This window comes from Microbulbifer sp., assembly GCF_051659245.1.
Taxonomy (GTDB): domain Bacteria; phylum Pseudomonadota; class Gammaproteobacteria; order Pseudomonadales; family Cellvibrionaceae; genus Microbulbifer.
This window is the reverse complement of sequence record NZ_JBOFOC010000070.1, coordinates 1-6627: the sequence shown is the minus strand read 5'-3', so window position 1 is coordinate 6627 and position 6627 is coordinate 1. Positions and strand designations below refer to the sequence as shown.

Sequence of the window (6627 nt, the reverse complement as noted above, 5' to 3'; positions counted from 1 at the left end):
ACATAAGCGAACTGCAACGCAGGATTGCGGGAAAACGGCCCCGTCCCTCCGGGTTGCGTCCTTACAGGCCGTCCCAAACAGGCCATTCGGCGTTGCTCGTCGTTCATTTAGCATGCTAAACCACACTCCTCGCGCCTTGCCTGGCCCGTTTTGGGGCGGCAACGCGGCTATCGAATTTAGCGTTAACAGGCCCACAGATTTTAGGGGCGTCGCGCAGCCCCGGTGCCGGAACCCGAATCAGGTGAGGGGCCGGGGAGACACTATTACGCCGTTATTGTCCGCGTACAGGTAGGCGCCGGGGGTGAAGGTCACACCGCCGAAGGTCACGGCGATATTCCGCTCGCCGATCCCTTTCTTTTCCGTTTTCATCGGGTGGCTGCCCAGTGCCTGTACCCCTAACTCTAGTCCAGAAATCTCGTCCACATCGCGAATACAACCGTACATCAGGATTCCCTCCCAGCCGCTGGCGCAGGCTTTTCCCGCCAACTGGTCGCCGAGGCAGGCCCGCCGCATGGAGCCGCCGGCATCCACCACCAGCACCTTGCCCCTTCCCTCCTCTGTCACCAGCTCGCGAACCAGGGAGTTGTCCTCGAAACACTTGATGGTCACTATCTGCCCGCCGAAGCACTCGCGCCCGCCGTAGTTGACGAACATCGGCTCCACGACCTGCACCAGCTCCGGGTGGGCGTCGCAAAGATCCGGGGTGGGAATACGCATGGTGTTTTTCCCGCTCTGTTATCCATTATCAGTACCTCCGGATCATAATCGCGATGAAAGTATCTTGCATCGAGGGAAATAAATACCGGGTATTGTCCCTACGGATAATACCCGGCTGGGTTTTGTCACCCGCTACCAGGTTACCCTAACCGGAGTACCCACAGGCGCGTAGCGGTAAAACTTGCGCGCCATTTGCGGCGGCATGCGCACACAGCCGTGAGAAGCGGGATAGTTCGGAACATTCCCCGAGGCGTGCATACCGATACCGCCATTGAAGCGAATATAGTGATTCATCTTGGCGCCGCGGTAATAGGTGCCCGGGGGACGGCGGTGCTTACGGGTGTTGACATCCGCCTTCACCACCCGGCCGGTGCGCGCGCTCACGAAGCTGCCGTAGACAGTGGAGCGGTGGTTGGGGTGTTTGGAAAGCACGCGAAAATGCCCGGGACGGGTACCATATCCCTTCTTGCCGGAGGATACCTTGGAGACTCCTACAACGCGCTTCCCTTTGTAGAAATAGGCACGCTGTTCACTGAGATTGATCTTGATCGAGGGCGACCCCGAAGAGCTGGCCGCGGCCTGGTCGTCGAACCAGTTGACACCCTTTGAGTTGCCCAGTGCGGGAGACGCCCCCAACACCGCAACCAGAAAGAGCGCCAAGCCGCCCCTTGGGAATAGAAAGAACAGGGGATTAGCGTGTCTTCTGTTCGTGAGCATAGCCCTACCTCCTCTCACAAAATCCGCAGCAGATTCCAGCCGCAACATTCCAACTGGAGTGCCGATACCCTTAATCTCGATTCCGGAGATTCACAAGCCTGGTCAATCCATTTTTAGCGAATCGCGCAACACTATTTCCGGTATTTGCGCAGCGCGGCACTATCAGGATTCTATTGCGAGAGGCGGGATTATTTAGATTGAATTATTCTCTCGGTGGCGGGGGTTAGCGAAATTGCGCCTGAACTTAGTGTGAAAATCCGGGGGTCGCAAAAACAGAAAGGCGGCCTCCTGCGGCCGCCTTTTGCAAAATTATCAGTCTCCCGGGTTGGCCAAAAATAGCCAGGTGTCCACTGCGGTGTCGGGGTTGAGGGAAACACTGTCTATGCCCTCCTCCATCAGCCAGCGGGCAAAATCCTTGTGATCCGACGGCCCCTGGCCGCAGATTCCCACATACTTGCCCGCCTTCTTGCAGGCCTGAATCGCCCTGGACAGCAGCAGCTTGACCGCGGGATTGCGTTCGTCGAACAGATCCGCCACCAGGCCCGAGTCCCGGTCCAGGCCCAGGGTCAGCTGGGTCAGATCGTTGGAACCGATGGAGAAACCGTCAAAGTATTGCAGGAATTCTTCCGCGAGCAGTGCGTTGGAGGGCAGTTCGCACATCATGATGATTTTGAGCCCGCCCTCCCCGCGCGTCAGGCCATTCTGCGCCAGCAGGCCGATCACCTCTTCGGCCTCACCCGGTGTGCGCACGAAGGGCACCATGATCTCCACATTGGTGAGACCCATCTCGTCGCGCACTTTTTTCAGTGCGCGACACTCCAGTGCGAAGCACGGACGGAAATCCTTTGAACGGTAGCGTGCCGCGCCGCGAAAGCCCAGCATGGGGTTTTCCTCGCTGGGTTCGTACAGTTGTCCACCCACCAAGTGAGCGTACTCGTTGGACTTGAAATCCGACAGGCGCACGATCACCCGCTCCGGCGCGAAGGCTGCCGCCAGGGTGGCGATGCCCTCCACCAGTTTCTCGACGATAAAGTCTTCAGGAGAGGCGTAGCCGCCGATGCGCTCGCGGATATTTTTTTGCAACTCCACCGGCAGGCTGTCGAGTTCCAGCAATGCCTTTGGGTGAATACCGATCATGCGGTTCAGGATAAATTCCAGTCGCGCCAGGCCGACGCCCTGATTGGGCAGGTGACTGAAGGCGAAAGCGCGGTCCGGGTTGCCCACATTGAGCATGATCTTGAACGGCAGCTCCGGCATGTCGTTGACTTCGGTCTGCTCGCGCTCGAAGTTCAGTTCGCCGGCCATCACAAAGCCGGTATCCCCCTCGGCGCAGGATACGGTCACCGGGGTGCCGCTCTTCAGCAGCTCGGTGGCGTCGCCGCAGCCGACCACCGCGGGAATGCCCAGCTCGCGGGCGATAATCGCCGCGTGGCAGGTGCGTCCCCCGCGATTGGTGACGATCGCACTGGCCTTTTTCAGCACCGGCTCCCAGTCCGGGTCGGTCATATCGGTGACCAGTACCTCCCCGTCCCGCATCGCCGCCATGTCTGCGGCGGATTCCAGCACGCGCACGTTGCCCGCGCCGATGCGCTGGCCGATGGCGCGGCCCTCGCAGAGAATTTCCCCCCGCTCGCGCAGGTGATAGCGCTCGACACTGGTCCCCTGGTCGCGGGAGCGCACGGTCTCGGGGCGGGCCTGGACGATAAACAGCTCGCCGGTATCGCCGTCCTTGGCCCACTCGATATCCATCGGCCGGCCGTAGTGTTCCTCGATCCTGCGCGCCTGCAGCGCCAGCCGGGTAAGCTCCCCATCGGTCAGGGCGAAAGTCAGCCGCTCCTCCTCCGGTACATCCACGGTCTTCACCGAGCGCCCGCAGTCGCCGCTCTCGTCGTAGATCATCTTGATCGCCTTGCTGCCGCGGTTGCGGCGCAGGATCGCCGGGCGGCCGGCATCCACTGCCGGCTTGTACAGGTAGAACTCGTCCGGGTTGACCGCACCCTGGACCACGGTCTCTCCCAGGCCGTAGGCAGCGGTAATGAAAATCACATCGCGGAAGCCGCTCTCGGTGTCCAGGGTGAACATCACCCCGGACGCGCCCGTCTCGCTGCGCACCATATGCTGCACGCCCGCGGAAAGGGCCACACCGTCGTGCATATAGCCGGTGTGCACCCGGTAGGCAATGGCGCGGTCATTGTAGAGGGACGCGAACACCTCCTTGACCGCCTGCAACACGGCGTCTATGCCGCGGATGTTCAGGAAGGTCTCCTGCTGACCGGCGAAGGAGGCGTCTGGCAGGTCCTCGGCGGTGGCCGAGGATCGCACCGCAACCGCGGTCTCGCCGCCGCCCAGGGCCTCGTAGCCCTCGCGGATCTCTCGCTCCAGTTGCTCGGGGAAGGGAGTATCCAGTATCCATTGGCGGATCTCCCCGCCGGACCGGGTCAGCGCGGTCACGTCATCCACGTCCAGCTCCGTCAGGCGCCCGGCGATGCGCTGTTCGAGCCCCCGATGGGCGAGAAAGGTGCGGAAGGCGTCCGCGGTGGTGGCAAAGCCCCCGGGAACGCTGACCCCGGCGCCCGCCAGCGAGGAGATCATCTCCCCGAGGGAAGCGTTCTTGCCGCCGACCTTGTCGACATCCCCCATACCCAGTTGTGCGAATTCGATGGTGAAGTTCGTCAAGAGAGCGCCCTCTGCAGCAGGATTTGAGGCCGCCGATTATAAGGATGGGTTTTGTAAAAAATACCCCGCAAAAATCGCCGAATATGTTGTAAATTTTCTACAAAAAACGGTTTCCGGAAAATTCAGCCCGAAAAACCTGTAGGATGTACCAACCAGAGCATCACGACACCCCTATGGCACAAGGTAAACGCACCGCATTCTTTATATCCGACGGCACCGGCCTCACCGTGGAGGCTATCGGTCACAGCCTGCTGGCCCAGTTTCGCGACCAGCAGGTGGAACAGGTTACCCTGCCCTACGTGGATTCCACGGAAAAAGTGCAGAAGGTACTGGAGCGGATCGAGCGGGCGTCCGGGGAATCGGGCCTGCAACCGGTAATTATCACCAGCATCGTCTCCGATGAAATCCGCCGGCAGCTGCACCGCAGCCCGGCGCTGATGCTGGATGTGTTCGAGAGCTATCTCACGCCGCTGGCGAACCTCTTCGGCCGCGATCCGGCGCAGACGGTGAATATCTCCCACGGCATCGCCGATGATCGGCGCTACAGCGAGCGCATCGAGGCGGTGCACTTCGCCATGGACAACGACGACGGCCGCCGGGTCCGGGAGTTCGAGCGGGCGGACACCATCCTGGTGGGAGTCTCCCGCTCCGGCAAGACGCCGACCTGCCTCTACCTGGCCCTGCAGTTCGGCCTGCGCGCAGCCAACTACCCCATCACCGAGGAGGATATGGATTCCACTGCCCTGCCGAGAATCCTGCGGCCCTACCGCGACAAGCTGTTCGGGCTCACCATCGACCCGTGGCGACTGATGGGTATTCGCCAGGAACGCCGCGCCAACAGCCGCTACGCTTCATTGGAACAGTGCGAATTTGAGGTGCGCCAGGTGGAGCAGATGCTGCGCCGCGCCCAGGTGCCCTTCCTCAACGCCACACAGCTGTCGGTGGAGGAACTGGCCACGAGGTTGATGTCTCAGGCGGGTATCGAGCGCCGTATTAGTTGACAGAGGCCGGACGCCAGAACACAGATAGGGTGGTCGCCGTACCCCGTTTGCGTTAATGTGCGCCATTTTCTGTCTTCCGGCTTCTGTCACCTGTATTCTGTAATGCAAATCGTCTCCCTACCCTATTCCGTCAACACTCCGGTGGCCTTCCAGGCGGTCGCGGACCTCCCCGCACCGGTCTGGCTGGACAGTGGCCGGCCGCTGGCATGCGGCGGGCGCTTCGACATCATCAGTGCAGATCCGGTGCAGACTCTGCAACTGCAGGCGGACAGCCCGGAGCCCTTCGCGCAGCTGGATGACCTGTTGTGCGAACTCTGCCCCCAGGAGAGCGACGGACAACTGCCCTTTTGTGGTGGCGCCATCGGCTACGCCGGCTACGAGTTGGGAAGGGAGGGAAACCACCTCGACATCGATCCCCGGGCCGCGGACCTGCCGGCGGGCTTTTTTGGGCTCTACACCTGGGCCCTGATCGTCGATCACCAGCTGTGCGCCAGCCACCTGGTGTTCCATCCCGCCTGTACCCGGATACAGAAACGCGACCTGGTGGCCCGGTTTACCGCGGTGCGCTGGCAGACAGAGCCGCGCACCGAATCGTTTCGCCTGCTGTCGCGTTTCACCCATGAATTTTCCCCTCGGGAATACCGGGATCGTATCGGGAAGATTCTCGACTATATCCGCGCCGGCGATATCTACCAGGCCAACTTCACCCAGCGCTTCTCCGCCGGCTATGAAGGCGACCCCCTGACGGCCTATCTGGCGTTGCGCCAGCGGGCCGCCGGCCCCTTCTCCGCCTATCTGGAACTGCCCCAGGGCAGCCTGCTGGGCCTTTCCCCGGAGCGCTTTATCCGCGCCGACGGCGGCGATCTGCAAACCGAACCTATCAAGGGGACGGCCCCGCGGGCGGACGACCCCGAGGCAGACACCCGGCTGGCGGATGCGCTGCGGCGCAGCGCCAAGGACCGGGCGGAAAACCTGATGATCGTGGACCTGCTGCGCAATGACTTCGGCAAACTGTGCGAGCGGGGCAGCGTGCGGGTTCCGAAGCTGTTCGAGCTGGCCAGCTTCGCCAACGTGCACCACCTGGTGAGTACCGTGACAGGCCGCCTGCCCGAGGGACGTAGCTTTGCCGAGCTCCTCGCGGCCTGCTTTCCCGGCGGCTCCATCACCGGCGCGCCCAAGCGGCGGGCGATGGAGGTCATCCGCGAGCTGGAACTCAGCCCCCGCGGGGTCTACTGCGGCAGCGTCTGCTACATCAGCAGTTGTGGGCGTGCGGACAGTAACATCTCCATCCGCACTTTCACCGCCGCCGGGGGCCGGCTTACCTGCGCCGCCGGCGGCGGCATAGTGGCGGATTCCGATCCGGCGGCGGAGCATGAGGAGTGCCTGAACAAAGTCCGGTTGTTGCTGGATACCGCGGAGCAGTTTCTCGCCTGAAACTACCTCTCTTTGTGTAGGAGCGGCCCATGGCCGCGATCAATCTTTCAGTTGTGCGCTGGAAGTCTGATCGCGGCCATGG

5 protein-coding genes are annotated in these 6627 nt (G+C 62.0%); 2 read left to right on the top strand and 3 right to left on the bottom strand.

Annotated features, from left to right (window positions below; translation table 11 throughout):
- Positions 1 to 237 precede the first annotated feature (237 nt).
- The 3 genes from rraA to ppsA all read right to left on the bottom strand — a co-directional run bounded on the left by rraA (position 238) and on the right by ppsA (position 4110).
- Positions 238 to 717, bottom strand: coding sequence for a ribonuclease E activity regulator RraA (gene rraA / locus ACRC0P_RS06995; protein ID WP_438629278.1), 480 nt, complete (start codon positions 715 to 717; stop codon positions 238 to 240).
- Positions 718 to 849: 132 nt separating this feature from the next.
- A complete protein-coding gene (locus tag ACRC0P_RS06990) occupies positions 850 to 1377 on the bottom strand; it encodes a L,D-transpeptidase (protein ID WP_438629276.1) in 528 nt (175 codons plus the stop codon).
- 369 nt (positions 1378 to 1746) lie between these two features.
- Entirely contained in the window at positions 1747 to 4110 is a 2364-nt protein-coding gene (gene ppsA, locus ACRC0P_RS06985) for a phosphoenolpyruvate synthase (protein ID WP_438629274.1), read from the bottom strand.
- Between the two features lie 173 nt (positions 4111 to 4283).
- On the opposite strand from ppsA, the gene ppsR reads away from it, so the two are divergent.
- Both ppsR and pabB read left to right on the top strand, forming a co-directional pair.
- Positions 4284 to 5111 carry a posphoenolpyruvate synthetase regulatory kinase/phosphorylase PpsR gene (gene ppsR / locus ACRC0P_RS06980; RefSeq protein ID WP_438629272.1) on the top strand — a complete coding sequence of 276 codons (828 nt, stop codon included), beginning with the start codon at positions 4284 to 4286 and terminating at the stop codon, positions 5109 to 5111.
- A gap of 102 nt (positions 5112 to 5213) precedes the next feature.
- Positions 5214 to 6545, top strand: a complete 1332-nt coding sequence (gene pabB / locus ACRC0P_RS06975) for an aminodeoxychorismate synthase component I (protein WP_438629270.1) — start codon at positions 5214 to 5216, stop codon at positions 6543 to 6545.
- Positions 6546 to 6627 lie beyond the last annotated feature (82 nt).